The 23594-nt window shown below is 59.8% G+C and carries 22 protein-coding genes; 16 read left to right on the plus strand and 6 right to left on the minus strand.

Annotated elements, in window-relative coordinates; all coding sequences use genetic code 11:
* Positions 1 to 94: 94 nt before the first annotated feature.
* Together C4J84_RS00205 and C4J84_RS00210 are read left to right on the plus strand one after the other, a co-directional pair.
* Complete coding sequence (locus C4J84_RS00205) at positions 95 to 526, plus strand: OsmC family protein (protein WP_124434752.1); 432 nt, start codon at positions 95 to 97, stop codon at positions 524 to 526.
* A 318-nt stretch (positions 527 to 844) separates the two neighbouring features.
* Positions 845 to 1084, plus strand: a complete 240-nt coding sequence (locus C4J84_RS00210; protein ID WP_124402580.1) for a DUF1161 domain-containing protein — start codon at positions 845 to 847, stop codon at positions 1082 to 1084.
* Here the strand turns inward: C4J84_RS00210 and C4J84_RS00215 are convergent, their stop codons facing one another.
* Positions 1085 to 1507 (minus strand): hypothetical protein, encoded by a 423-nt coding sequence (locus C4J84_RS00215; RefSeq protein ID WP_124434753.1) that lies wholly within the window; start codon positions 1505 to 1507, stop codon positions 1085 to 1087.
* Positions 1508 to 1623: 116 nt separating this feature from the next.
* Here C4J84_RS00215 and C4J84_RS00220 point away from each other — a divergent pair, with 116 nt between their 5' ends.
* On the plus strand, positions 1624 to 2709 hold the full coding sequence (locus C4J84_RS00220; protein WP_124434754.1) for an aminopeptidase: 1086 nt from the start codon (positions 1624 to 1626) through the stop codon (positions 2707 to 2709).
* 72 nt (positions 2710 to 2781) lie between these two features.
* Positions 2782 to 5670 (plus strand): RHS repeat domain-containing protein, encoded by a 2889-nt coding sequence (locus C4J84_RS00225; RefSeq protein ID WP_124434755.1) that lies wholly within the window; start codon positions 2782 to 2784, stop codon positions 5668 to 5670.
* Between the two features lie 16 nt (positions 5671 to 5686).
* On the opposite strand, the gene C4J84_RS00230 is transcribed toward C4J84_RS00225, so the two are convergent.
* Together C4J84_RS00230 and C4J84_RS00235 are read right to left on the minus strand one after the other, a co-directional pair.
* A complete protein-coding gene (locus tag C4J84_RS00230; RefSeq protein ID WP_124434756.1) occupies positions 5687 to 6346 on the minus strand; it encodes an HAD family hydrolase in 660 nt (219 codons plus the stop codon).
* Positions 6343 to 6885: a gamma carbonic anhydrase family protein gene (locus C4J84_RS00235; protein ID WP_124434757.1), complete on the minus strand. Its 543-nt coding sequence runs from the start codon at positions 6883 to 6885 to the stop codon at positions 6343 to 6345. Before C4J84_RS00235 ends, C4J84_RS00230 begins: the two co-directional genes overlap by 4 nt.
* A 101-nt stretch (positions 6886 to 6986) precedes the next feature.
* Here C4J84_RS00235 and prlC point away from each other — a divergent pair, with 101 nt between their 5' ends.
* Both prlC and C4J84_RS00245 read left to right on the plus strand, forming a co-directional pair.
* The gene (gene prlC / locus C4J84_RS00240; RefSeq protein ID WP_124434758.1) at positions 6987 to 9038 is read left to right on the plus strand and encodes an oligopeptidase A; all 2052 of its coding nucleotides are present in this window, start codon (positions 6987 to 6989) and stop codon (positions 9036 to 9038) included.
* Positions 9035 to 9310 (plus strand): YheV family putative zinc ribbon protein, encoded by a 276-nt coding sequence (locus tag C4J84_RS00245; protein ID WP_017528719.1) that lies wholly within the window; start codon positions 9035 to 9037, stop codon positions 9308 to 9310. Before prlC ends, C4J84_RS00245 begins: the two co-directional genes overlap by 4 nt.
* Positions 9311 to 9349: 39 nt before the next feature.
* Here the strand turns inward: C4J84_RS00245 and C4J84_RS00250 are convergent, their stop codons facing one another.
* Positions 9350 to 10000 (minus strand): dual specificity protein phosphatase family protein, encoded by a 651-nt coding sequence (locus C4J84_RS00250; protein WP_124428275.1) that lies wholly within the window; start codon positions 9998 to 10000, stop codon positions 9350 to 9352.
* A 270-nt stretch (positions 10001 to 10270) separates the two neighbouring features.
* Between C4J84_RS00250 and C4J84_RS00255 the strand changes: the two genes are divergently transcribed.
* The 6 genes from C4J84_RS00255 to C4J84_RS00280 all read left to right on the plus strand — a co-directional run bounded on the left by C4J84_RS00255 (position 10271) and on the right by C4J84_RS00280 (position 17842).
* Positions 10271 to 11023 (plus strand): gluconate 2-dehydrogenase subunit 3 family protein, encoded by a 753-nt coding sequence (locus tag C4J84_RS00255; protein WP_124365271.1) that lies wholly within the window; start codon positions 10271 to 10273, stop codon positions 11021 to 11023.
* 3 nt (positions 11024 to 11026) lie between these two features.
* On the plus strand, positions 11027 to 12811 hold the full coding sequence (locus tag C4J84_RS00260; protein WP_124434759.1) for a GMC family oxidoreductase: 1785 nt from the start codon (positions 11027 to 11029) through the stop codon (positions 12809 to 12811).
* A gap of 12 nt (positions 12812 to 12823) precedes the next feature.
* Positions 12824 to 14122 carry a cytochrome c gene (locus tag C4J84_RS00265; RefSeq protein WP_124434760.1) on the plus strand — a complete coding sequence of 433 codons (1299 nt, stop codon included), beginning with the start codon at positions 12824 to 12826 and terminating at the stop codon, positions 14120 to 14122.
* Positions 14123 to 14192: 70 nt separating this feature from the next.
* Positions 14193 to 15251 (plus strand): PA0069 family radical SAM protein, encoded by a 1059-nt coding sequence (locus C4J84_RS00270; protein WP_124369073.1) that lies wholly within the window; start codon positions 14193 to 14195, stop codon positions 15249 to 15251.
* Positions 15252 to 15480: 229 nt separating this feature from the next.
* On the plus strand, positions 15481 to 16209 hold the full coding sequence (locus C4J84_RS00275) for a carbonic anhydrase (protein ID WP_124402587.1): 729 nt from the start codon (positions 15481 to 15483) through the stop codon (positions 16207 to 16209).
* An 85-nt stretch (positions 16210 to 16294) separates the two neighbouring features.
* Positions 16295 to 17842, plus strand: a complete 1548-nt coding sequence (locus tag C4J84_RS00280; RefSeq protein WP_124434761.1) for a SulP family inorganic anion transporter — start codon at positions 16295 to 16297, stop codon at positions 17840 to 17842.
* Between the two features lie 129 nt (positions 17843 to 17971).
* On the opposite strand, the gene C4J84_RS00285 is transcribed toward C4J84_RS00280, so the two are convergent.
* Positions 17972 to 18619, minus strand: coding sequence for a hypothetical protein (locus C4J84_RS00285; protein ID WP_124369075.1), 648 nt, complete (start codon positions 18617 to 18619; stop codon positions 17972 to 17974).
* A 365-nt stretch (positions 18620 to 18984) separates the two neighbouring features.
* Between C4J84_RS00285 and coxB the strand changes: the two genes are divergently transcribed.
* From coxB to C4J84_RS00305, 4 genes are all read left to right on the plus strand, one after another.
* Complete coding sequence (gene coxB / locus C4J84_RS00290) at positions 18985 to 20112, plus strand: cytochrome c oxidase subunit II (RefSeq protein ID WP_124434762.1); 1128 nt, start codon at positions 18985 to 18987, stop codon at positions 20110 to 20112.
* A 58-nt stretch (positions 20113 to 20170) separates the two neighbouring features.
* Positions 20171 to 21757 carry a cytochrome c oxidase subunit I gene (gene ctaD, locus C4J84_RS00295; protein WP_124413437.1) on the plus strand — a complete coding sequence of 529 codons (1587 nt, stop codon included), beginning with the start codon at positions 20171 to 20173 and terminating at the stop codon, positions 21755 to 21757.
* A gap of 147 nt (positions 21758 to 21904) precedes the next feature.
* Complete coding sequence (locus tag C4J84_RS00300; RefSeq protein WP_124428282.1) at positions 21905 to 22456, plus strand: cytochrome c oxidase assembly protein; 552 nt, start codon at positions 21905 to 21907, stop codon at positions 22454 to 22456.
* Between the two features lie 35 nt (positions 22457 to 22491).
* Positions 22492 to 23379 (plus strand): cytochrome c oxidase subunit 3, encoded by an 888-nt coding sequence (locus C4J84_RS00305; RefSeq protein WP_124413438.1) that lies wholly within the window; start codon positions 22492 to 22494, stop codon positions 23377 to 23379.
* A 6-nt stretch (positions 23380 to 23385) separates the two neighbouring features.
* Here C4J84_RS00305 and C4J84_RS00310 read toward each other — a convergent pair whose 3' ends face one another.
* Positions 23386 to 23589, minus strand: coding sequence for a twin transmembrane helix small protein (locus C4J84_RS00310; RefSeq protein ID WP_124365282.1), 204 nt, complete (start codon positions 23587 to 23589; stop codon positions 23386 to 23388).
* Positions 23590 to 23594 lie beyond the last annotated feature (5 nt).

Raw genomic sequence — 23594 nt, forward strand, 5'->3', positions numbered from 1 at the left:
CTTGAATGGTAGGTTTTTCCGACAAGGTGAACTTTGCCGTGGCGTCTAACCTCAGAACCTTACTGACGCAAAACTACCGTTCGAGGAGAAAGCTATGAGTATCGTTAAAAAGGCATCCGCGCATTGGGAAGGCGATCTGAAGACTGGCCTGGGTTCCATTTCCACGGAAACCGGCGTGCTGCGCGAAGCACCCTACGGCTTCAAGGCCCGTTTCGAAGGCGGCAAGGGCACCAACCCTGAAGAGCTGATCGGCGCGGCCCACGCTGGCTGTTTCTCGATGGCGTTTTCCATGATTCTCGGCGACGCGGGCCTGAAGGCTGACAGCATCGACACCCAGGCCGAAGTGACCCTCGATCAGGTCGATGGCGGTTTTGCGATCACTGCGGTGCATCTGGTTCTTAAAGCCAAGATCCCAGGCGCCAGCCAGGCGCAGTTCGACGAGCTGAGCAAAAAGGCCAAGGAAGGGTGCCCGGTGTCCAAAGTGCTGAACGCAACCATCACCCTGGATGCCACACTGGTTAACTGACACACCCTGTGGGAGGGGTCTTGCCCTAATACCAGTCAGTTAAGGCTTTTTGTAGGAGCGAGGCGGGCGGCTAGCCCTTGCTCGCGAAGAACTCACAGGCACCGCGTTTATTCAGGAAGCACGCGTTATCGTTGACGTTTTTCGCGAGCAAGCTCGCTCCTACAGACGGTGGTGTACGCTTAACTGGCTGGCATCAGGGCTTGCCCCCTGCCACATTTAGTTTTGCGTTAAATCAGAACTCGTATTTCATAGATGTGGTCCTATAGCCTATGCAGCCTAGGCGCACACTCGTGCGCATGCATTCAGGGAGCTTCACACATGAAACGTTTTGCCTTGGCAATCATCTGCGGTGTATTGGCCACTTCGGCCGTGGCCGCGCCAAAAGATTGTGAAGAGCTCAGGAAGGAAATCGAAGTGAATATCCAGGCCAAGGCGATCCCGTCCTACACCCTGGAAATCATCACTGCCGAAGAAGCCAAGAACCACGACAGCGCCATGATTGTCGGTACGTGCGAAAACGGCACCAAGCGCATCCTCTACCAGAAAAACAACGACTGATCAGATGCAGTTCACACTGCGCTCCTCGGCCAGCAGCTGACGCGCCGAGTCATACAGGCGGATGTTGGGGGTGAAGGCCAGTGAGCGGCCTTCCAGTACGTAGCGTTGGCCAGCCTGGAAATGGTCGTACTGCAAGGTCATGAAGCAGGTTCGATACATCATCTGGCTGAGCCCCCCCAAACCACCGCCGGCGGGCACTTCGAAATCGAAGCGCACCATCAGTTCGTGGGGGCCGGGCGGCATTTGGAAAAAGCGCCCGTCGTCGAGGTTTTTCCCGTCCAGCCGCTGGGCCATGACCAATTTGGAGCCCGGTGTCGGCGTGGTGAAGTCTACCCAGGCCTGCTGCGGGTCGACTGGCGGGATGGGCGTCGATGCGCAAGCGCTGAGGAACAGGGCGGCGATGGGATACAGAAGCTGGCGCATGGCAGGTACTCAACGCGAGAAGATAGTTTGAGTATAAACACGCCATCGTGCGGAACATTCAAATTCACTTCAAACGTATCAGTCTGGCACACACATCACTCAGGAGCAGTCGCGGCATGATCAGGCGTTTTCTTCCGGGGTTGATCGCGGTGCTGCTCAGCGGCTGCTCCAGCGTCAGTTACTACAGCCAGTTGGCAAGTGGCCAGTGGCAACTGCTGCGGGCGCGGGAATGGGTGGCCGACGTCATCGCCGATCCAGCCCGTCCTCAAGGGTTGCGCGAGCATCTGGTTCAATCCCAGAAAGCTCGCACTTTCGCCAGCGAACACCTGCACTTGCCCGACAATCAAAGTTACCGGCTCTACGCCGATATTGGCCGACCCTATGTGGTCTGGAATGTCTTCGCCACGCAGGAATTTTCTCTATCGCCTGAAAACCACTGTTTCCCCATTGCCGGTTGTGTCGCCTACCGCGGCTATTACAGCCAGGGCGCGGCACGCGGCGAAGCGGCATTGCTGCGCCAACAAGGTATGGACGTGTCGATTGGCGGCGTCGAGGCGTATTCCACCTTGGGTTGGTTCAACGACCCGATCATCAGTTCGATGCTGCACTGGGGCGATGAGCGCCTGGCCACGTTGATCTTCCATGAGCTGGCGCATCAGCGCTTCTATGTGAAGGACGACACCGAATTCAATGAGTCATTCGCCAGCTTCGTCGAGCAGGAAGGTACTCGGCAGTGGCGTGCTTCCCGTGGCCTGGCGCCGCTGAGCGATGGGACGCTGCAGCAGCGTGACCAGTTCATTCGCCTGATTCTCGATACCCGCAAACGACTGGAAACCCTCTACGCACAGCCCTTGGCGCGCGAAGCCATGCGCCAGGCCAAGGCGGCGGAGTTCGAACGCCTGCGCGTTGAGTACCAACAGATGCGCGACAGCCAATGGGGCGGTGACAAGCGCTATGACGCGTGGATCAACCAGCCGATGAACAACGCACGGCTGTTGCCTTTCGGGCTGTATGACCAATGGGTGCCGGCGTTCGCAGCATTGTTTCGGCAGGAAGGCGGGGACTGGGTCAGGTTTTATCAGGCGGTGCGCGCAGTGGGCGGTTTGGCTTCGCAAGAGCGCAAGATTCGTTTGAGGCAATTGATGAACGAATACCAGGGGATGGATGCGCAGAGCACGTTTGACGCGACCAGATACAAGTAATATCTACATATCCCACCGCTCTGAGACGCGCTCATTAGAGTTTCCTGACTTTTCCAGTGTCAGGTTTTCCTCATGTCTCTACCCTTGCATCAAAACACACCGACTTTAACGGCGATCGATCCACGCGGGTTGGCTGTGCGCACGGTCGCTTATTACCGGCCGACCGCCCAACTCGAGCTTGAGGCGCGTATTACCCGTCAAGCGTTCAATGCCTCGGGTTTCGTCGTGCAGCAGTACGGGTCACGTCAGTGGATGGCAAGTGACGCCAAAGGGGTGAAAAAAGCCAGTCACGTGACGGTCTACAGCCTTGGCGGTCAGCCGATCTACAGCGCTAGCACGGATGCAGGCTGGCGCTTGACGTTACTGGGGGGCGCGGGTCAATGGGTGCACAGGTGGGATGGTCGCGGCGCTCACCGTAAGTGCAACTATGACGCTTCGCTGCGGCCCGTGGCGGTGTTTGAACAAGCGGCCGATGATTCATCTGAGCGATGTGTAGAAAGGTTGGAATATGCAGGTTATTCAACGGCTGAGGCGGTGAATAATCGCTGCGGCCGGCTGGTGTTGCATGACGGCGAGTGCGTCAGAACGCGCTTTGAGGAGTATGGCCTGCAGGGGCATGTATTGAGGCAGGTACAGCGTTTTCTTCGGGAGATTGCGACGGTCAACTGGCCCTCACAACCCACACAGCGAGAAGCTTTATTGCAGGATGAAGCCTTCGTGACGTCATGGCGCTTCAGTGCGCTGGGGGAAGCGCTTGAGCAGGTAGATGCAAAAAACAATGTAAGAGACAGTCGTTATGGACGCACCGGTGAGCTACTGGAAGTTGGCATCACCCTGGCGCGCGGTACTCGTCAGGTCATCGCGGATGGGGCCGACTACAACGCTCATGGTCAGATGCTAACGCAACGTGCTGGAAACGGCGTAGTGAGCGAGTGGACCTACGACCCACGCAGCCAGCGTGTGGAGCGATTATTGACCTATCGCAGCAGGGCAAAGAAAGAGCGGTTGCAGGATTTGGAATACACCTATGACCACGTCGGCAATGTGATCAAAATCGTCGACGCAGCCCAACCCATCCAATGGTCAAGCAACGCCCAGGTCATGGCTGTCAGCCATTATCAATATGACACTTTGTATCAGCTGGTCCAGGCCAGTGGGCGAGAGAATGCGCACAATAGCGCCGGATCGGGGCTGCCAAGGCGGGCGACTTTCGGCGCTGCAAATGATAGCCAATGGCGCAACTACACCCGAACCTATACCTATGACGCCGATGGCAATCTGCAAAAGCTGCAGCATGTGCCTAGCAACGGCAGTGGCTATACGCGAACAATGAAGGTAGCGACGCTCGGAAACCAAAGTCTGCCGACTACAGGCCCATTGATCGAGTCGCCCGCATTGGGCAAGGGCTTCGACCTCAATGGCAACCAGCAGCAACTCGAGCGTGGGCAGACCATGAACTGGGATGTGTCCAACCGACTGATCAGTGTTGCCTTGGTGACCCGTGAGGACGCGGCCAACGATGAAGAGCTGTACGGCTATGATGCGTTCGGCCAGCGCGTGATAAAAAATAGCGTGGTTCGGGCGGGCGCACTCACCCATCGTGCGCAGGTGTGCTATCTGCCGGGGCTGGAAGTACGGCGCGACAGTGCCAGTGGCGAATGGCTGAATGTCTTGAATATTGAAGTCGGTCGCTACAGCGTGCGGATACTTCAATGGGAAAAAGGTCGCCCTTCCGAGCTTGCGAACAATTCCATTCGTTGCACCTTGGCGGATCATTTGGGCAGCAGCACCCTGGAGTTGGATGAAAAGGCCCTGCTGATCAGTCAGGAAAGTTATTACCCCTTTGGCAGTACTGCGTGGTGGGCGGCGAGAGGCGCCATCGAGGCACGCTATAAAACTTGCCGCTACAGTAGCAAGGAGCGCGATGCTACTGGGCTGTATTACTACGGGTTGCGTTACTACGCACCCTGGTTGCAGCGTTGGATCAGCCCGGACCCGGCAGGGACACTTGACGGACTGAATCGATACAGGATGGTGCATAACAACCCGATGAACAGGGTTGATCGTCAAGGGATGGTTACAACCTTGCCCACCGACTGGAGTTCGGCAGGTCAAGGCAGGCTGCCAAGCTTTGGGCATCATGTGTCCGTGGGCGCTGCACAGGGCGTGGTACTCGGCGGGGTTGCTGCGCTAGGGGCCAAGCTGACGGGCATTGTGGGGCCCTCAGTGGCGTTCGGCGCGTTCGTTGCGGGAGGTGTAGGTTTTGCCGCAGTACGTAACGTTTCGGATGAAATCCGTCATTCATTGTGGGTCGGGTCACCCAGTTATAAAAAGCTCGTGGCGGGTGCGCAGGCAGCTTCTGTCCTGTTGAATGCAGCGTATGCGGCGATCAATGATCCTGCTAACGCAACTGAATTGAATCAGCTGGATGCATTGTTCTTCGGGGCGGCGCAGGGCTTGAGCAATCTGCAGGAAACGATGTCTGCGGTGAGTTATTACCATGACAACTTACACAGAATAAGCGTCATGGAGCACCATGAAGGCAGGACGACGGTAGAGGCTATTTCAGCCAGAGGCACATTGGCGTCCGGCAGGCTGACGATGCCAGGCGTAAAACGTCTGATGTATTTTCAGCGGGATTTTCTAGAACGGTCTTCTGCAGAGGAAATTGCTCACACCTTCATTCATGAAGTCACTCACAGCGCACTCGCGACCCATGATGAAGGCGGCAGTTCGGCCACCGAGGACACGTTATCATCCTATTTGAATCGACTGCGCAGTCAGAGGATTTCACTTGCCACCAGTGCAGAAGCCAACGCTCATTATTTTTCTTTGTTGGCCGCCTTGCACCTCAATAAAGCCGACTATCTGCGCAGAAAAAACCTGTTAGCCAGTGGAATATCCGCTCACCCTGCAAGCTCACCGGCCGCACATGCTCCAGTGCGCAGACGGAGGCCTTGAAAACCCGCGTGGCGTGTTAGCGGTGGCCCATAAACGCCTGGTGCAACTCGGCCAATGTTTCAAAATGCCAGGTCGGCGCTTCGGCATTCAGCTCTGCAAAGCTGCCAAACCCATACCCCACCGCCGCCGAGTCGAGCCCATTGCTGCGCGCGCCGATCAAGTCATGCTTGCGGTCACCGATCATCAAGGTGGTGGTCGGGTCCAGCCCTTCTTCACGCACCAGGTGGGCGATCAGCTCGACCTTGTTGGTGCGCGTGCCATCCAGTTCGCTGCCGTAAATCACCTTGAAGTGCTTGGCAAAGTCGAAATGCCGCGCGATCTCACGGGCAAATTCCCACGGTTTGGATGTCGCCACATACAACTGGCGGCCTTGGCTGTTGAGTTCTTCGAGCAAGGTCATCACGCCATCGAACACATGGTTTTCATAAAGTCCGGTGACCCTGAAACGCTCGCGATAAAAATTCACCGCTTGCCACGCCTTGGCCTCGTCGAAGCCGTAGAACTGCATGAACGCCTGCAGCAACGGCGGGCCGATGAAGTGTTCGAGGCGGGTCAGGTCCGGCTCGTCGATGCCCAGCTTGCCCAGGGCATACTGGATCGAGCGGGTGATGCCCTCGCGTGGGTCGGTGAGGGTGCCATCGAGGTCGAACAGCACGGTTGGGTGGTGCAGGGTCATCGGTCGAATCCTTCAGCCAGGTGCAGGTCTTTGAGTTTCACGTAGTTCGCTGCGCTGTAGGTGAAAAAGGCCCGCTCCTTGTCAGTCAGCGGGCGCACCTGTTTAACCGGGCTGCCGACGTACAAAAAGCCACTGTCGAGTGTCTTGCCCGGCGGCACCAGGCTGCCGGCCCCGATGATCACGTCATCTTCCACCACGGCGCCGTCCATCACGATGCTGCCCATGCCGATCAGGATGCGACTCCCCACGGTGCAGCCATGCAGCATGACTTTATGGGCGATGGTCACGTCGTCACCGATCAACAGCGGGAAGCCGTCCGGGTTGAACGGGCCGGCGTGGGTGATGTGCAACACGCAGCCATCCTGCACGCTGGTGCGCGCGCCGATACGGATGCGGTGCATGTCGCCGCGAATTACCGTCAAGGGCCAGACTGAGCTGTCGGCGCCGATTTCGACATCGCCGATCACCACCGCCGAAACATCGACAAAAGCCCCGGTGTCCAGGGTTGGCGTGTGGTTCTGATAGGTGCGAAGGGTCACGATAGCCTCTCTCTGTTGTACTGATAGCTGCGGTGGGTGTTGATTGTAATTAAGATGCCCCCATCTTTGTCTTATCTGTTTTTTCAGCCAAGGTGCCAACCGTGAGCGCGAACAACCCTCTTCTGCAGCCCTACGACCTGCCGCCGTTCTCGGCGATCCATGCCGAGCATGTCCAGCCGGCCATCGAACAGATCCTTGCCGATAACCGGGCAGCTATCGCAGAAATCCTGCAAAGCCAGGGAAAAAATCCGACATGGGCGGGCCTGGTCCTGGCCATGGACGAGCTTAACGATCGCCTGGGCGCGGCGTGGAGCCCTGTCAGCCACCTCAACGCCGTGTGTAACAGCGCCGAACTGCGCGAAGCCTATGAGGCCTGCCTGCCGGCATTGAGCGCCTACTCCACCGAGATGGGGCAGAACCGTGAGCTGTTCCAGGCCTTCGAAGCCTTGGCCAACAGCCCCGAGGCCGCCGGTTTCGATGTAGCGCAAAAAACCGTGCTGGAACACGCCCTGCGCGACTTCCGCCTGTCGGGTATCGATTTGCCGCCGGAGCAGCAAAAGCGTTACGCCGAAGTGCAAAGCAAGCTGTCGGAGCTGGGCAGCAAATTCTCCAACCAGTTGCTCGATGCCACCCAGGCCTGGACCAAGCACGTCACCGACGAAGCCACCCTCGCCGGCCTGACCGATTCGGCCAAGGCGCAAATGGCCGCCGCCGCCCAGGCCAAAGGTCTCGATGGCTGGCTGATCACCCTGGAATTTCCGAGCTATTACGCGGTAATGACCTACGCCCAGGACCGCGCCCTGCGTGAAGAAGTCTACGCGGCCTACTGCACCCGCGCGTCGGACCAAGGCCCGAACGCCGGTCAGAACGATAACGGCCCGGTGATGGAACAGATCCTCGACCTGCGTCAGGAACTGGCCCAGCTGCTGGGCTACGCGTCATTCGCCGAACTGAGCCTCGCTACCAAGATGGCCGAGTCCAGCGACCAGGTGCTGAGCTTCCTGCGCGACCTGGCCCAGCGCAGCAAACCGTTCGCGACCCAGGACCTGCAGCAGCTCAAGGCCTACGCCGCCGAACAAGGTTGCGCCGACCTGCAAAGCTGGGACAGCGGCTTCTACGGCGAAAAATTGCGCGAGCAGCGCTACAGCGTGTCCCAGGAAGCCCTGCGCGCTTACTTCCCGATCGACAAAGTGCTGGGCGGCCTGTTTGCCATTGTGCAGCGCCTGTACGGCATCGAGATCGCCGAGCAGAAAGGTTTCGACGCCTGGCATCCGGACGTGCGCCTGTTTGAGATCAAGGAAAACGGTCAGCATGTCGGCCGCTTCTTCTTCGACCTGTATGCCCGCGCCAACAAGCGTGGCGGTGCCTGGATGGATGGCGCCCGCGACCGCCGCCTCACCCTGGATGGTGTGCTGCAAAACCCGGTGGCCAACCTGGTGTGCAACTTCACCCCGGCCGACAGTGGCAAGCCCGCCCTGCTGACCCACGATGAAGTAACCACCCTGTTCCACGAGTTCGGCCATGGCTTGCACCATCTGCTGACCCGCGTCGAACATGCCGGCGTGTCGGGTATCAACGGCGTGGCCTGGGATGCCGTGGAGTTGCCGAGCCAGTTCATGGAGAACTGGTGCTGGGAGCCTGAAGGCCTGGCGCTGATTTCGGGCCACTACGAAACCGGTGAGCCGTTGCCCCAGGACCTGCTGGAAAAAATGCTCGCGGCGAAAAATTTCCAGTCCGGCCTGATGATGGTGCGCCAGCTGGAATTTTCGTTGTTCGACTTCGAATTGCACGCCACCCACGGCGATGGTCGCAGTGTGGCGCAGGTGCTCGAAGGCGTGCGCGATGAGGTCTCGGTAATGCGCCCACCGGCCTACAACCGCTTCCCCAACAGCTTCGCGCACATTTTCGCCGGCGGTTATGCCGCAGGTTATTACAGCTACAAGTGGGCCGAAGTGCTGTCGGCGGACGCCTTCTCCAAGTTCGAAGAAGACGGCGTGCTCAATGCCCAGACCGGTCGCGCCTTCCGTGAAGCGATCCTCGCACGGGGCGGTTCGCAGGAGCCGATGGTGTTGTTCGTCGACTTCCGCGGACGTGCGCCGTCGATTGACGCACTCTTGCGCCACAGCGGCCTGAGTGAGGACGCGGCAGCATGAGTGAAGGGCCTGTGATCACCAAAAAGCAATTTATCGCCGGGGCGGTCTGCCCGGCATGCAGCGAGCCGGACAAGCTCAAGATGTGGACCGAAGACAGCGTGCCACACCGCGAGTGTGTGGCCTGTGGGTATACCGATACGCTGAATGACCAGGGGCTGTCAGTGCCCAAGGAATTGGGTACGCGGGTCAACACGTCGGCATTGAAAGCGCCGGCGGACCCGAAGGTGCAGGCGGTGCAGTTCTTCCCCAACCCCAAACTCAAGAAAGACTGAGTGGCAGCGGGAGCGAGCAGGCTCGCTCCCGCCGTTACATTACTTGTCGTCCTTGACCGTTGTGCCGATCCAGCTTTTCATCGAGCACAGCGCAAACGCACTGGTGCTGCAGTCGCCGTTCGCCAGAGCGGTACGTAACTTGTCGACATCGGCGCGCATCATGTAGCGAACGCCATCTTTAAAGCCATTACTGCTGCCGAAGCCACCCAAGGTCATTTCGTTCAGCGCGTCTTCCTTGCTCCATCCTTGAATCACGACCCGATACATCGCGGCCATCAGCCCGGTGCGGTCAGAGCCGTGCTTGCAGTGCATCAATACCGGGCCGTTGGCTTGAGCTTCCTGAATGGCACGCAGTGCCGCCAGCACGTCGGAATCGTCGACATGGTTGGTGCGATAGGTGATCTGCACCTCTTTGATACCCGATGACTTCAGCCACGCCGAATCAGGCTCCGGCAAAAAATTGATCACCGTTCCAATCTTCAGTTTCTCCAGCACCGGCACGGCGTCACCGTCAAGCAAAGCGCTGCGGTAGAGCGTGGGCGTCATTTGGTGCAGGTTGTAGTGGTCGCCCACCGGCTGGGCCCACTCAGGCGAACGAATGGAGGACTCGCCCTGCGCGTGAGCATTAACGGTGGCGAACAGGGCTATCAGTGCCAGGCCGAGGGCCGGCAGCAATCGAATCTTGAACATGGGGGACGTAACCGACCAGGGCAATGTTGATGGCGCACAGAGTCGTTTGTGCGGGGTGAATGAGGTGTGAGGGGCTCGTCAAAGAATCGTGAATCATCCGGCCTGCCCCAGTGTTTTTGTCACCGAAGCCCTTTCCTCGATGCTTAGCCTGCTATCATTTGTAACCATTGTTTGCGAGAGTGATCTATCTTTGGATCCATTCCTCGGCAAATCTTCACGCTGCTCCCAGAAGCGGCTGATCAATCCGTGACCACATGATGAGGTGCACCCATGTCTGATCAAGATCAAGACAACCCCCGGCGTGAGTTTTTGCGCAAATCCTTGACCTTGATCCCGGTGGTCACGGTTGCCAGCACCGGCCTTGGCGGTTCGATGCTGATGGCCACACCGGCACCTGCCGAGGCAGCGCCAGCCAAGCCTGCGGCCAGTGACAAGGCGTATGAACCGACCTACTTTACCGCCGAAGAATGGGCATTCATCAATGCCGCCGTCGAGCGCTTGATCCCTGCCGATGCCCAAGGCCCGGGTGCCCTGGAAGCCGGCGCTGCGGAATATATCGACCGTCAAATGAATACGCCGTACGCCAGTGGCGCGCTGTGGTTCATGCAAGGCCCCTTCAACGCCGATGCCGCGCCGGAGATGGGCTGGCAGAGCAAGCTGGTGCCCAAGGAAATCTATCGCCTGGGTATCGCGGCGACGGATGCCTGGTCGAAGGCGTTCAACGGTAAGGCTTTTGCTGCGCAAGACAGCGCTACCCGAGACGACATGCTGCACCGCTTGGAGGCGGGTGCCACTGAGCTGAGCGCTCATTTCGAGGCGGTGCCGCCAAAGATGTTTTTCAACCTGCTGCTGCAGAACACCAAGGAAGGCTTCTTCTGCGACCCCATCCACGGCGGCAATAAAGGCATGGTCGGTTGGACCATGATCGGTTTCCCCGGCGCCCGCGCCGATTTCATGGACTGGGTCGAGCGCAACGAGCAGTACCCCTTCCCGGCTGTTTCTATTCGCGGCGAGAGGGCTTAACCCGTGGCGACCATCATGAAGAAAGTGGACGCGGTGATCGTGGGCTTCGGCTGGACCGGCGCGATCATGGCCAAGGAGCTGACCGAAGCGGGCCTCAACGTGGTAGCGCTGGAGCGCGGCCCGATGCAGGACACCTACCCGGACGGCAACTATCCCCAGGTCATCGACGAACTGACCTACAGCGTGCGTAAAAAACTCTTCCAGGACATTTCCAAGGAGACAGTGACCATTCGCCATAGCGTGAATGACGTCGCCCTGCCCAACCGTCAGCTTGGCGCTTTTTTGCCGGGTAATGGCATCGGCGGTGCAGGCCTGCACTGGTCGGGCGTGCATTTTCGCGTCGATCCCATCGAGCTGCGCATGCGCAGCCACTACGAAGAACGCTATGGGAAAAACTTCATTCCCAAGGACATGACCATTCAGGACTTCGGCGTCAGCTACGAAGAGCTGGAACCGTTTTTCGACTATGCGGAAAAAGTCTTTGGCACCTCGGGCCAGGCCTGGACCGTCAAGGGGCAGTTGGTGGGTGAAGGCCGCGGCGGCAACCCCTATGCACCGGACCGCTCGAACCCGTTCCCGCTGGAGTCGCAGAAAAACACGGTCTCCGCGCAGCTGTTTCAGAAAGCGGCTGCCGATGTGGGTTACAAACCCTACAACCTGCCGTCGGCCAACACCTCCGGGCCCTACACCAACCCTTACGGCGCGCAGATGGGGCCGTGCAACTTCTGCGGCTTTTGCAGTGGTTACGTGTGCTACATGTACTCCAAGGCGTCGCCGAACGTGAACATCCTGCCGGCGTTGCGCCAGGTGCCGAATTTCGAGCTGCGGCCCAATTCCCACGTGCTCAAGGTCAACCTCGACAGCACCCGGAAGAAAGCCACCGGCGTGACCTATGTCGATGGCCAGGGCCGGGAGTGCGAGCAACCGGCAGACCTGGTGATCCTCGGTGCGTTCCAGTTCCATAACGTGCGCCTGATGCTGCTGTCGGGCATCGGCAAGCCGTACGACCCGATTACCAATGAAGGCGTGGTGGGCCGCAACTTTGCCTACCAGAACATGGGCACCATCAAGGCGTTCTTCGACAAGGACACCCACACCAACAACTTTATCGGCGCGGGCGGCAATGGCGTGGCCATCGACGACTTCAACGCCGACAACTTTGATCACGGCCCGCACGGCTTCGTGGGCGGCTCGCCGATGTGGGTCAACCAGGCGGGCAGTCGGCCGATTGCCGGCACCTCCAATCCACCGGGCACCCCGGCCTGGGGCAGCGCGTGGAAGCGCGCCACCGCCGATTACTACACCCATCAGGTATCGATGGACTCCCACGGCGCCCATCAGTCCTACCGGAGCAATTACCTGGATCTGGACCCGGTTTACCGCGATGCCTACGGCCTGCCGCTGTTGCGTATGACCTTCGACTGGCAGGAAAACGACATCAAGATGAACCGCTTTATGATGGACAAAATGAGCAAGGTCGCCCAAGCCATGAATCCCAAGGCGATCGCCGTGTTGGGCAAGAAAGTCGGCGAGCATTTCAATACGGCGGCGTACCAGACCACGCACCTCAACGGCGGCGCGATCATGGGCACCGACCCGAAAACCAGTGCGTTGAACCGCTACTTGCAGAGCTGGGATGTACACAACGTGTTTGTCCCGGGGGCGTCGGCGTTCCCCCAAGGTCTGGGCTACAACCCTACCGGCCTGGTAGCAGCGCTGACCTACTGGTCGGCCCGGGCGATCCGCGAACAGTACTTGAAAAACCCTGGCCCGCTGGTTCAGGCATAAGGAGCGATGACCATGAAAGCACTCGTTATCGCCTCCTTGGCGCTGTTCAGCAGTTGCTCGGTCAGCGCGGCTGAAGCCGAGCTGATCAAGCAAGGGGAATACCTGGCCCGCGCCGGTGACTGTGTGGCCTGCCACACCGCCAAGGGCGGCAAGCCATTCGCCGGCGGCCTGCCAATGGAAACCCCCATCGGTGTGATTTATTCCACCAACATCACGCCGGACAAGACCGGCCTGGGCGACTACAGCTTCGAAGACTTCGACAAGGCCGTGCGCCATGGCGTCGCCAAGAACGGTAGTACGCTTTACCCGGCGATGCCCTACCCGTCTTACGCGCGTGTCAGCGACAGCGACATGCAGGCCTTGTATGCCTACTTCATGAAAGGCGTTGAGCCGGTCGCCCAGCAGAACATGGACAGCGATATTCCCTGGCCGTTGAGCATGCGTTGGCCCCTGGCGGCGTGGCGCTGGATGTTCGCGCCGGCAGTCGAGGAGCATCAGGTACAGGCCGCCGCCGACCCTGTGGTCAGCCGTGGCGCTTACCTGGTCGAAGGCCTCGGCCATTGCGGTGCGTGTCACACGCCGCGCGCCCTGACCATGCAGGAAAAGGCCCTGAGCGCCGCTGACGGCAACGCGTTCCTGTCCGGCAGCGCGCCGCTGGAAGGCTGGATTGCGAAAAGCCTGCGCGGCGACCACAAGGACGGCCTCGGCAGTTGGAGCGAAGAGCAATTGGTGCAATTTCTCAAGACCGGGCGCAGTGATCGCAGTGCGGTGTTTGGCGGCATGAGCGATGTTGTGGTCCACAGCATGCAATACATGTCGGAAGACGACCTGACCGCTATCGCCCGTTACCTCAAGAGCCTGCCGGCGGTGGATTCCAAGAACCCGCCGCACCAGTACGACAAGCAGGTGGCCCAGGCGCTCTGGAAGGGTGATGACAGCCAGCCGGGCGCCTCGGTGTACATCGACAACTGCGCGGCTTGTCATCGTACCGACGGGCATGGCTACACGCGGGTGTTCCCGGCGCTGGCGGGCAACCCGGTGCTGCAGACGGCGGATGCCACGTCGTTGATCAACATCGTGTTGAACGGCGGTACCTTGCCCGCCACCCACGCCGCGCCGTCAACCTTCACCATGCCGGCATTTGCCTGGCGCCTGTCGGACCAGGAAGTGGCGGACGTGGTCAGTTTCATCCGTGGCAGTTGGGGCAATCAAGGCACGCCAGTGAGCGCCAGTGACGTGGCCGACCTGCGCAAGAACGATATGCGCACCACCTCGGGGGATGATTTAGGGCAGGTCACGCAAAAGCACTGACCGCCAAACGGCACTGGTCAGAACCCTCACGCCTCGATACTGTATATAAAAACAGTATCGAGGCGTTTTCATGACGACTGCACTGCCACCCCGTGGCCGGGGCACGGCCACCAACCTGCACAACCGTTTCGCGCCCACCGTCAGCGTGGCCGAGGACGACGGCTGGTTTCAGGAAGTGCCGCCCACCCAGGGCACCGAAGTGCGTATCGAAACGGCCAAGACCATCATCACCCGCAATAACTCGCCGGACTTGCCGTTCGATCGCTCGATCAACCCTTATCGTGGCTGCGAGCACGGCTGCATCTACTGCTATGCGCGGCCCAGCCACGCGTATTGGGACATGTCGCCGGGGTTGGATTTCGAAACCAAACTGATTGCCAAGAGCAACGCCGCCGACGTGCTGGAGCAGCAGCTGTCGAAGCCGGGGTATGTGTGCGCGCCGATCAACCTGGGCTCCAACACCGACCCTTACCAGCCGATCGAGCGCGAATACAGGATCACCCGTCAAACCCTTGAAGTGCTGCTGCGCTATCGGCACCCGGTGACCATCATCACCAAGGGCTCCCTGATCCTGCGCGATCTGGACCTGCTCGCCGAACTGGCCCGGCAACGACTGGTGGCCGTGATGATCAGCCTTACCAGCCTGGACGATGAACTCAAGCGCATACTGGAGCCGCGCACTGCAGCGCCCAAGGCGCGGTTACGGGCGATACGGGTGATGCGCGCGGCAGGTATTCCGGTCGGTGTGCTGTGTTCGCCGATGATTCCGATGATCAACGACAGCGAGTTGGAAAGCCTGCTCACCGAGGCCCATGCCGCCGGTGCGCAAAGTGCTGCGTACATGATGCTGCGCCTGCCGCTCGAGGTGGCGCCGCTGTTCGAGGAGTGGCTGGCGGCGCATTACCCGCAGCGCGCGGCGCACGTGATGAGCCTGGTGCGTCAGGTGCGCGGTGGCGCGGTGTACGACAGCCGCTTCGGCGTGCGCATGCGCGGCGAAGGGCCGTTTGCCGATTTGCTGGCGCAGCGTTTCAGCAAGGCGATCAAACGTCTGGGGCTCAATCGCCGTGAAGGCTTCGATCTGGATTGCACGGCGTTTTGTCCACCTGGCCGGCAAATGGCATTGTTGTAGACTGAAGAGGAGAAATGCGAAACATCTGTAGGAATAATCGCGTTTTGATATCACTGAAACCCGCGACCTAGAGCGGTTGATTCAGTTTGAGTTAAGTTTCGGTGGGTACCTTGTTCAGCGAGTGACTGATGAGTCGGCGCCTTGGGCTGTGGAGGTTTCCCAACTTTTTCACTGCCCGACGTCGAACTGGCCTGGAACACTTACCCTGCATTGATCAAGAGGATGAATCATGAGTGATAAGGATAAACAGCCGTTGGCTGCGTCGGCTTCAGCCTCTCAGGCGGAAACCGCCGATGCAGCGCTGCAGCACATTGTTGACGGCTTTTTGCATTTCCATCACGACGTCTTCCCCCAGCAGGAAGAACTCTTCAAGAAACTTGCCACGGCTCAAAGTCCCCGTGCGATGTTCATCACCTGCGCCGATTCGCGCATCGTGCCGGAGCTGATCACCCAAAGCTCCCCTGGCGATCTGTTCGTCACCCGTAACGTGGGTAACGTAGTGCCGCCTTATGGCCAGATGAACGGCGGCGTGTCCACGGCCATCGAGTACGCGGTACTGGCGCTGGGCGTGCAACACATCATCGTGTGCGGGCACTCCGACTGCGGCGCCATGCGTGCAGTGCTCAATCCCGACAGCCTCGAGAAGATGCCAACGGTCAAGGCCTGGTTGCGGCATGCCGAGGTGGCCAAGACCATGGTCCACGACAACTGCGACTGCGCCAATGAAGGCGAGAGCATGAAGGTGCTGACCGAAGAAAACGTCATCGCCCAGTTGCAACACTTGCGCACCCACCCTTCCGTGGCTTCGCGCATGGCCAATGGCCAATTGTTTATCCACGGCTGGATCTACAACATCGAAACCAGCGAGATCCGGGCCTACGACGCGGATCAGTCGGCGTTCCGACCGTTGGGCGGTGAAGGTCCGATTCCATCCGCGACGCCTAAAGCGCGCTTCTAACACACTTCCCTGCCGGGTAAAGCGGTGGCTGCCATGGATGCAGCCAGGCTTTACCGCGCCCGGCGAATGCCTCGGGAGAGTCATCATGCGTGCTGCTCAATTGAAAGCTGTTTTGCCTCGGGAGCTGCTCGCCTCCGTGGTGGTGTTTCTGGTCGCCCTGCCTTTGTGCATGGGCATCGCGATCGCATCCGGTATGCCGCCGGCCAAGGGCTTGATCACCGGGATCATCGGTGGTCTGGTGGTGGGCTGGTTGGCGGGTTCTCCGTTGCAAGTCAGTGGCCCGGCAGCGGGGTTGGCGGTGTTGGTGTTCGAGCTGGTACGCCAGCACGGCATGCTGATGCTGGGGCCTATCCTGTTGCTGGCGGGCTTCCTGCAATTGGTGGCCGGGCGTCTGCGCCTGGGCTGCTGGTTCCGCGTGACGGCGCCGGCGGTGGTGTACGGCATGCTGGCGGGGATCGGCGTACTGATTGTGCTGTCGCAGGTTCATGTGATGCTCGACGGCGCGCCCAAACCTTCGGGGCTGGATAACCTGGCAGGCTTCCCGGCGGCATTGATCGAAGCGATACCCACCCTCGGCGGCGGGCTCGGCTGGCAGGCGGGCTTGCTCGGTGTATCGACGATGCTGGTGATGTACCTGTGGGACAAATTCCGTCCACACCAACTGCGCTTCGTGCCAGGGGCTCTATTGGGCGTAGGCCTGGCCACGGTGACCAGCCTGGTGCTGGCGTTGCAGGTCAAACGTGTGGAAGTGCCGGAAAACCTGGCCGACGCCATCGATTGGCTGCGTCCCAGCGACCTGCTCAACCTGGCTGACCCGCAGCTGCTGATCGCCGCATTTGCCGTCGCCTTTATCGCCAGTGCCGAAACGCTGCTGTCCGCCGCAGCGGTCGACCGCATGCACAGCGGCCAGCGTTCGGATTTCGATAAGGAATTGTCCGCTCAAGGCGTGGGCAACATGCTGTGCGGATTGGTCGGTGCTCTGCCGATGACCGGCGTGATTGTCCGCAGCTCGGCCAACGTCCAGGCGGGCGCTACCACGCGCTTGTCAGCGATGTTCCACGGGCTGTGGCTGCTGGGCTTCGTGTTGTTGCTGTCGAGTGTGCTGCAGAGCATCCCGGTGGCGAGCCTGGCGGGCGTGCTGGTGTATACCGGGATCAAGCTGGTGGACGTGAAGGCGTTCAAGGCATTGGGGCGTTATGGCCGCATGCCGATGTTTACCTACGCGGCCACGGCGCTGGCAATCATCTTCACCGACCTGCTGACCGGTGTACTGGTGGGCTTCGGGCTGACGCTGGTCAAGCTGGCCTTCAAGGCCTCACGGCTGAAAATCAGCCTGATCGACTTGCCTCAGAACGGCGAGATGGAGTTGCGACTGATCGGTGCCGCGACGTTCCTGAAAGTGCCGGCGTTGACCCAGGTGCTGTCGACGGTGCCGATGGGAACCACCGTGCATGTGCCGCTCAATAACCTGAGTTATATCGACCATTCCTGCCTGGAGCTGTTGGAGGAATGGGGCCGTGCCAATGCGGCCAAGGGCTCGAAACTGGTGATCGAGGCGCGTGGGTTGAAGCGCCGGTTGGAAGGCCGCGTGCGAACGACGGTGGGGATCGGCTCGGCGCCCTCAGTCGGCTGATGGAACCGGATCAAAATGTGGGAGGGGGCTTGCTCCCGATTGGGGTGTGTCAGCCAAATAGATTTTGACTGGTCCACCGCTATCCGGGGGCAAGCCCCCTCCCACATTTGTTTTGTGTCCAATTTGGGATTAAGTCGGCTGATCCAGCGCCAACTCCACTCCAAGCTGGCGCGACAGGCACGGCCAGCGCTTCCATGCCGCTTCCGTGTCCGGGCTTTTCAACTGCTCGCGGTATGTCTCGACCGACTCCAGCGCAAAGCTCTCTTCGTTAAGCATCTCATCCACTGCCATGTGCACCGCTTCATCCAGCTGGTTGGCGAAGTCTTCACCGATCAATTGGTGGGCAATCAGGTTGGCGACCGTGGTGTCCGCCGGGATCAGCGGCTGGCCGAAATGCTTGATATACAGGTCGTTGACCTCCTCCACCAGGCGATGGGCCAGGTAGGCTTCGTCCAGCAAACCGTCCAGGCCTTCGTGCCCCGCCAGAATTGCTGGCGGCTGCAGGAAGAAATGCTCGGCAATTTTCAGCACAGGCTTGATCTGGCTTTCGATTCCGGCTTCGCGCGCTACGTCGTTGGCGGCTTCGAGCAAATCCGGGACGAGGTCGATGTACGCGGTGACAAAGCGGGTCATGACAATGTTGCGATCACCGTCAACCAGGGAAATGGCCGAATGCAGGTGCGGCAATTGCTTTTCCAATTGCTGGGCAAGCTGGCCCGTGGTTGCTTCGTGTTGATGGGCACGGGAAATCTGCTCGCGCAATGCGGCGGTGTTCATGAAGGCTCCGGTCAGGCGTAGGAAAAGAGAGAGGATAAGGTAGCTCGCTTATACGAGCACCTAAGACGCATTTGTCATAATTATTTCATGGTTATACGCACACGTTATATCGAATTGCCATCGCTCGTCGGATAAACGATTCCGCCGCCCGTTTTATTGGGCCCGTCTGTCTGTTTTCACTCATTTGCCCCTACACATTGCGGGGTCGCTGCGGCTGTCTATACTCGGATTTGTAGGCAATTGGCTGATGACGCCCGACTGCATGACGCAGCAAGGCTTGGCGGTGGTAAGCAGTTTGGAAGCCGCTCCCTTCGCCGCAGGTGCAAACCGGCGGGATAACAAGAAACATAAAAGGGGAACCCGCAATGACGCGACATCCACACGTTTGGATGGGCTTAGTGTTGTCGTCGGTATTCGGCCAGGCCCACGCCGCCTGGACAACGAATATGGCGCCAGGTGCTACTGAAGTCAGTCACGCTGTGTTTGACCTGCACATGACCATTTTCTGGATTTGTGTAGTGATCGGCATCGTCGTGTTTGGCGCGATGTTCTGGTCGATGATCCTGCACCGCCGGTCCACGGGCCAGGTAGCGGCCAAGTTCCATGAAAGCACCACGGTGGAAATTCTCTGGACCGTGGTGCCGTTGCTGATCCTGGTGGCCATGGCCATTCCCGCAACCAAGACGCTGATCAACATCTACGACAGCAGTGAGTCGGATATCGATATCCAGGTCACCGGCTATCAGTGGAAGTGGCATTACAAATACCTGGGCCAGGACGTGGAGTTCTTCAGCAACCTGGCCACACCGGCCGAGCAAATCCATAACCAGGCCACCAAGGGCGAGCACTACCTTCTCGAAGTCGACCAGCCGCTGGTGTTGCCGGTGGGGGCGAAAGTGCGCTTTCTGGTGACCGCCGCCGACGTGATCCACTCCTGGTGGGTGCCGGCCTTTGCGGTCAAGCGTGACGCCATTCCAGGCTTCGTCAATGAAGCCTGGACCCGCGTCGAGAAACCCGGCATCTATCGCGGCCAGTGCGCCGAGCTATGCGGCAAGGACCATGGGTTCATGCCCATCGTGGTCGAGGTCAAGTCCAGGGCCGACTACGACACCTGGCTTGGCGAGCGCAAGCAAGAGGCGGCCATGCTCAAGGAACTGACCTCCAAGGAATGGACACTCGACGAACTGGTGGCCCGCGGCGACAAGGTCTACCACACCACCTGCGTGGCCTGTCACCAGGCTGAGGGCCAGGGCCTGCCGCCCATGTTCCCGGCGCTCAAGGGCTCGAAAATCGCCACCGGGCCTGCCGCCGATCACCTGAACCTGGTGTTTCACGGCAAGCCAGGCACCGCGATGGCCGCGTTCGGCAAACAACTCTCGGAAGTCGATATCGCTGCGGTAGTGACCTACGAACGCAATGCCTGGGGCAATAACAAAGGCGACATGGTCACGCCAAAAGACGTGCTGGCCATCAAACAGGCGGAAAGTAAATGACAGCCTCCCTTGCCACCGTCCAGACCCGCCCCGCCCACTCGCTTGCAGGAGAACGGTCATGAGCACTGTGATCGATGACCATGGTCACGCCGACCACGCCCACGGCCCCGCGAAGGGGTTGATGCGCTGGGTGCTGACCACCAACCACAAAGACATCGGCACGATGTACCTGTGGTTTGCCTTCACCATGTTCCTGCTGGGCGGTTCGTTCGCCATGGTGATTCGCGCCGAACTGTTCCAGCCCGGCCTGCAGATCGTGCAGCCGGCGTTCTTCAACCAGATGACCACCATGCATGGCCTGATCATGGTGTTCGGCGCGGTGATGCCGGCCTTTGTCGGCCTGGCCAACTGGATGATCCCGTTGATGATCGGCGCACCGGACATGGCTCTGCCGCGCATGAACAACTTCAGTTTCTGGCTGCTGCCGGCGGCGTTCCTGTTGCTGGTCTCGACCCTGTTCAGCCCCGGCGGCGGGCCGAATTTCGGCTGGACGTTCTACGCCCCGCTCTCCACCACCTATGCGCCGGAAAGCGTGACCTTCTTCATCTTTGCCATCCACCTGATGGGCATCAGTTCGATCATGGGCGCAATCAACGTGGTGGCGACCATCCTCAACTTGCGCGCGCCGGGCATGACCCTGATGAAAATGCCGCTGTTCGTGTGGACCTGGCTGATCACCGCGTTCCTGCTGATTGCGGTGATGCCGGTGCTGGCCGGTTGCGTGACCATGATGCTGATGGATATCCACTTCGGCACCAGCTTTTTCAGCGCGTCGGGCGGTGGTGATCCGGTGCTGTTCCAGCATGTGTTCTGGTTTTTTGGCCACCCTGAGGTGTACATCATGATCCTGCCGGCGTTCGGGGCCGTCAGCTCGATCATCCCGACCTTTTCGCGCAAACCGTTGTTTGGCTATACCTCAATGGTCTACGCCACGGCCAGCATCGCGTTCCTGTCGTTCATCGTATGGGCGCACCATATGTTCGTGGTCGGTATACCGCTGGTGGGCGAACTGTTCTTCATGTACGCCACCCTGCTGATTGCGGTGCCCACCGGGGTCAAGGTGTTCAACTGGGTCAGCACCATGTGGCAAGGTTCGCTGACCTTCGAGACGCCGATGCTGTTCGCGGTGGCCTTCGTGATCCTGTTTACCATCGGCGGTTTTTCCGGGCTGATGCTGGCGATCGCGCCGGCGGACTTCCAGTACCACGACACCTACTTCGTGGTGGCGCATTTCCATTACGTGCTGGTGCCCGGCGCGATCTTCGGCATCTTCGCCTCGGCCTACTACTGGCTGCCGAAATGGACCGGCCACATGTACGACGAAACCTTGGGCAAGCTGCACTTCTGGCTGTCCTTCGTCGGCATGAACATGGCGTTCTTCCCGATGCATTTTGTGGGCCTGGCCGGCATGCCGCGTCGGGTGCCGGACTACAACCTGCAGTTCGCCGACTTCAACATGGTGTCGTCCATTGGTGCGTTCATGTTCGGCGCCACGCAGATCTTCTTCCTGTTTATCGTGATCAAGTGCATCCGCGGCGGCCCGCCCGCGCCGGCCAAGCCGTGGGACGGCGCCGAAGGCCTGGAGTGGAGCGTGCCCTCGCCTGCGCCGTACCACACCTTCACCACGCCGCCGGAGGTTAAATGAATACCTTTGCGCGCTGCGAACGCGGTCACTGTGGGAGAGGGCTTGCTCCCGATAGCGGTGTGTCAGCCACCCTCATCATGGGTGGTAAAACCGCCATCGGGAGCAAGCCCCCTCCCACACTGACCGCATTCACCTCAGGTGGGCGTCATGGCTGACTCCGTGCCCCTCAAGCGCCTGGTCACGCGCCTGCTTATCCTGGTGCTGGCGATGTTCGCCTTCGGTTTTGCCCTGGTGCCGATCTATGACGTGATGTGCAAGGCATTCGGCATCAACGGCAAGACCGGCGGGCAGTACGAAGGCGAGCAGGTCGTCGACCCGTCGCGCCAGGTGCGGGTGCAGTTCCTGTCCACCAATGCCATCGATATGGTCTGGGATTTCTATGCCAAGGCCGACGAGGTGGTGGTCAACCCGGGTGCTGTGACCGAGATGCTGTTCGTCGCTTACAACCCGACTGACAAACCGATGACCGCCCAGGCGGTGCCGAGTATTTCCCCGGCCGAAGCGGCGATGTACTTCCACAAGACCGAGTGTTTTTGCTTCACCCAGCAAGTGTTGCAGCCAGGCGAACGTATCGAGATGCCAGTGCGCTTCATCGTCGATCGCGCCATGCCCAAGGATGTGAAGCATTTGACCTTGGCCTACACGCTGTTCGATATCACTGCGCGCCAGCCGCCCGTGGCGGTCCACAGCGGCGGCTAGCTACTGTTTGCCCGCTCAATCAGGAGAGCGAATACATGTCGACTCATGATACGTACTACGTACCAGCGCAAAGCAAATGGCCGATCATTGCCACGATTGGCCTGTTGGTCACCGTGTATGGACTGGCCGTGTGGTTCAACGACCTCAAGGCGTTGCGCCCGGAATCCCACGGCCCATGGATCTTCTTCGTCGGTGGCCTGTTGCTGGCCTACATGCTGTTCGGCTGGTTCGGTGCGGTGATCAAGGAAAGCCGCGCCGGCTTGTACAGTGCGCAGATGGACCGTTCGTTTCGCTGGGGCATGACCTGGTTTATCTTTTCCGAAGTGATGTTTTTCATCGCGTTCTTCGGCGCGCTGTTTTACGTGCGTGTCTGGGCAGGACCCTGGCTGGCAGGTGAGGGCCCCAAGGGCATCGCGCATATGTTGTGGCCGAATTTCGAATTCGCCTGGCCATTGCTGAACAACCCGGACCCCACGTTGTACCCGGCACCCAAAGGCACGATCAGCCCCTGGGGCCTGCCGTTGGTAAACACTATCCTGCTGGTGAGTTCCAGCGTGACCATCACCATCGCCCACCATGCCTTGCGCAAAGGGCATCGCGGCGCGCTGAAGATCTGGCTGGCGCTCACCGTGCTACTGGGCCTGGCGTTTCTCGGGTTCCAGGCCGAAGAGTACATCCACGCCTATAGAGAGCTGGGCCTGACGCTGGGCTCGGGTGTATACGGCGCGACGTTCTTCATGCTCACCGGGTTTCACGGTGCCCACGTGACCATCGGCACGATCATTCTGTTTGTGATGCTGATGCGCATCCTGAAGGGGCATTTCAATGCCGAACACCAGTTCGGTTTCGAGGCGGCCAGTTGGTATTGGCACTTCGTGGATGTGGTGTGGATCGGGCTGTTTTTCTTTGTGTATGTGCTGTGAACCGTTCTACCACGGCGCATGCGAGACCAACTGGCCACTGAAAAAGCCCCAGGCGATCAGCCCGACGGTGATGGCGGCCAACACCACACGCACGGTCAGGGCAGTGACGAGGCGGTTGGAACGGCCCTCGTCCTTGACCAGGAAGAACAAGCCACTGAACAGGCTCGCGACGGTCGCGATCAGCATCAGGGCAATGGCGGCTTTGAGCATGGTCT

This window comes from Pseudomonas sp. R11-23-07 (assembly GCF_003852295.1).
In the GTDB taxonomy this organism is placed as follows: Bacteria; Pseudomonadota; Gammaproteobacteria; order Pseudomonadales; family Pseudomonadaceae; genus Aquipseudomonas.

Coding starts and splice junctions, on each gene's coding strand:
- C4J84_RS00205 (WP_124434752.1), top strand. CDS start 95: ATGAGTATCGTTAAAAAGGCATCCGCGCATTGGGAAGGCGATCTGAAG.
- C4J84_RS00210 (WP_124402580.1), top strand. CDS start 845: ATGAAACGTTTTGCCTTGGCAATCATCTGCGGTGTATTGGCCACTTCG.
- C4J84_RS00215 (WP_124434753.1), bottom strand. CDS start 1,507: ATGCGCCAGCTTCTGTATCCCATCGCCGCCCTGTTCCTCAGCGCTTGC.
- C4J84_RS00220 (WP_124434754.1), top strand. CDS start 1,624: ATGATCAGGCGTTTTCTTCCGGGGTTGATCGCGGTGCTGCTCAGCGGC.
- C4J84_RS00225 (WP_124434755.1), top strand. CDS start 2,782: ATGTCTCTACCCTTGCATCAAAACACACCGACTTTAACGGCGATCGAT.
- C4J84_RS00230 (WP_124434756.1), bottom strand. CDS start 6,346: ATGACCCTGCACCACCCAACCGTGCTGTTCGACCTCGATGGCACCCTC.
- C4J84_RS00245 (WP_017528719.1), top strand. CDS start 9,035: ATGAGTGAAGGGCCTGTGATCACCAAAAAGCAATTTATCGCCGGGGCG.
- C4J84_RS00250 (WP_124428275.1), bottom strand. CDS start 10,000: ATGTTCAAGATTCGATTGCTGCCGGCCCTCGGCCTGGCACTGATAGCC.
- C4J84_RS00255 (WP_124365271.1), top strand. CDS start 10,271: ATGTCTGATCAAGATCAAGACAACCCCCGGCGTGAGTTTTTGCGCAAA.
- C4J84_RS00265 (WP_124434760.1), top strand. CDS start 12,824: ATGAAAGCACTCGTTATCGCCTCCTTGGCGCTGTTCAGCAGTTGCTCG.
- C4J84_RS00270 (WP_124369073.1), top strand. CDS start 14,193: ATGACGACTGCACTGCCACCCCGTGGCCGGGGCACGGCCACCAACCTG.
- C4J84_RS00275 (WP_124402587.1), top strand. CDS start 15,481: ATGAGTGATAAGGATAAACAGCCGTTGGCTGCGTCGGCTTCAGCCTCT.
- C4J84_RS00280 (WP_124434761.1), top strand. CDS start 16,295: ATGCGTGCTGCTCAATTGAAAGCTGTTTTGCCTCGGGAGCTGCTCGCC.
- C4J84_RS00285 (WP_124369075.1), bottom strand. CDS start 18,619: ATGAACACCGCCGCATTGCGCGAGCAGATTTCCCGTGCCCATCAACAC.
- coxB (WP_124434762.1), top strand. CDS start 18,985: ATGACGCGACATCCACACGTTTGGATGGGCTTAGTGTTGTCGTCGGTA.
- ctaD (WP_124413437.1), top strand. CDS start 20,171: ATGAGCACTGTGATCGATGACCATGGTCACGCCGACCACGCCCACGGC.
- C4J84_RS00300 (WP_124428282.1), top strand. CDS start 21,905: ATGGCTGACTCCGTGCCCCTCAAGCGCCTGGTCACGCGCCTGCTTATC.
- C4J84_RS00305 (WP_124413438.1), top strand. CDS start 22,492: ATGTCGACTCATGATACGTACTACGTACCAGCGCAAAGCAAATGGCCG.
- C4J84_RS00310 (WP_124365282.1), bottom strand. CDS start 23,589: ATGCTCAAAGCCGCCATTGCCCTGATGCTGATCGCGACCGTCGCGAGC.